This window comes from Vibrio sp. 10N.261.51.F12 (assembly GCF_041471725.1).
Lineage (GTDB): Bacteria > Pseudomonadota > Gammaproteobacteria > Enterobacterales > Vibrionaceae > Vibrio.
This window is the reverse complement of the sequence record NZ_JBFROV010000018.1, coordinates 3,998-5,851: the sequence shown is the minus strand read 5'-3', so window position 1 is coordinate 5,851 and position 1,854 is coordinate 3,998. Positions and strand designations below refer to the sequence as shown.

The 1,854-nt window shown below is 51.1% G+C and carries 1 rRNA gene; it reads left to right on the top strand.

The annotated features are described in order from the left end of the window. Positions 1–255 precede the first annotated feature (255 nt). Positions 256–1,808, top strand: a 16S ribosomal RNA gene (locus tag AB4405_RS12605). Positions 1,809–1,854: the final 46 nt, after the last annotated feature.

The following is a 1,854-nucleotide window of genomic DNA, read 5'->3' as shown; positions in this document are numbered from 1 at the left end:
CCTATATCAATCTGTGTGGACACTTGTTGATGATAATCATTACGTTTGCTTCTGCTGCAAAGTAGAAACGAACACTTCTTCGGAAGTAAAATGGTTTTCAATGAACACGTGACCTAAGGGTAGTAAGCTCGCTTACTGTCACACAGTCAAAAATCATTATCGTTCTGTTGGAACGATAATAGCTTTAAAATTACTTCTTACTTTTTAAGTAAGGGACAGTTTTGAAGTCAGTATTCATTGAGCCGACAAAATCTTAAATTGAAGAGTTTGATCATGGCTCAGATTGAACGCTGGCGGCAGGCCTAACACATGCAAGTCGAGCGGAAACGACAACATTGACTCTTCGGATGATTTGTTGGGCGTCGAGCGGCGGACGGGTGAGTAATGCCTGGGAAATTGCCCTGATGTGGGGGATAACCATTGGAAACGATGGCTAATACCGCATAATGCCTTCGGGCCAAAGAGGGGGACCTTCGGGCCTCTCGCGTCAGGATATGCCCAGGTGGGATTAGCTAGTTGGTGAGGTAATGGCTCACCAAGGCGACGATCCCTAGCTGGTCTGAGAGGATGATCAGCCACACTGGAACTGAGACACGGTCCAGACTCCTACGGGAGGCAGCAGTGGGGAATATTGCACAATGGGCGCAAGCCTGATGCAGCCATGCCGCGTGTATGAAGAAGGCCTTCGGGTTGTAAAGTACTTTCAGCAGTGAGGAAGGTTCATGCGTTAATAGCGTATGGATTTGACGTTAGCTGCAGAAGAAGCACCGGCTAACTCCGTGCCAGCAGCCGCGGTAATACGGAGGGTGCGAGCGTTAATCGGAATTACTGGGCGTAAAGCGCATGCAGGTGGTTCGTTAAGTCAGATGTGAAAGCCCGAGGCTCAACCTCGGAACTGCATTTGAAACTGGCGGACTAGAGTACTGTAGAGGGGGGTAGAATTTCAGGTGTAGCGGTGAAATGCGTAGAGATCTGAAGGAATACCAGTGGCGAAGGCGGCCCCCTGGACAGATACTGACACTCAGATGCGAAAGCGTGGGGAGCAAACAGGATTAGATACCCTGGTAGTCCACGCCGTAAACGATGTCTACTTGGAGGTTGTGGCCTTGAGCCGTGGCTTTCGGAGCTAACGCGTTAAGTAGACCGCCTGGGGAGTACGGTCGCAAGATTAAAACTCAAATGAATTGACGGGGGCCCGCACAAGCGGTGGAGCATGTGGTTTAATTCGATGCAACGCGAAGAACCTTACCTACTCTTGACATCTAGAGAAGCCAGCGGAGACGCAGGTGTGCCTTCGGGAGCTCTAAGACAGGTGCTGCATGGCTGTCGTCAGCTCGTGTTGTGAAATGTTGGGTTAAGTCCCGCAACGAGCGCAACCCTTATCCTTGTTTGCCAGCACGTAATGGTGGGAACTCCAGGGAGACTGCCGGTGATAAACCGGAGGAAGGTGGGGACGACGTCAAGTCATCATGGCCCTTACGAGTAGGGCTACACACGTGCTACAATGGCGCATACAGAGGGCAGCCAACCAGCGATGGTGAGCGAATCCCAAAAAGTGCGTCGTAGTCCGGATTGGAGTCTGCAACTCGACTCCATGAAGTCGGAATCGCTAGTAATCGTGGATCAGAATGCCACGGTGAATACGTTCCCGGGCCTTGTACACACCGCCCGTCACACCATGGGAGTGGGCTGCAAAAGAAGTGGGTAGTTTAACCTTCGGGAGGACGCTCACCACTTTGTGGTTCATGACTGGGGTGAAGTCGTAACAAGGTAGCCCTAGGGGAACCTGGGGCTGGATCACCTCCTTATACGAAAGATTGTCTTGATGAGTGTTCACACAGATTGATTAGGTTT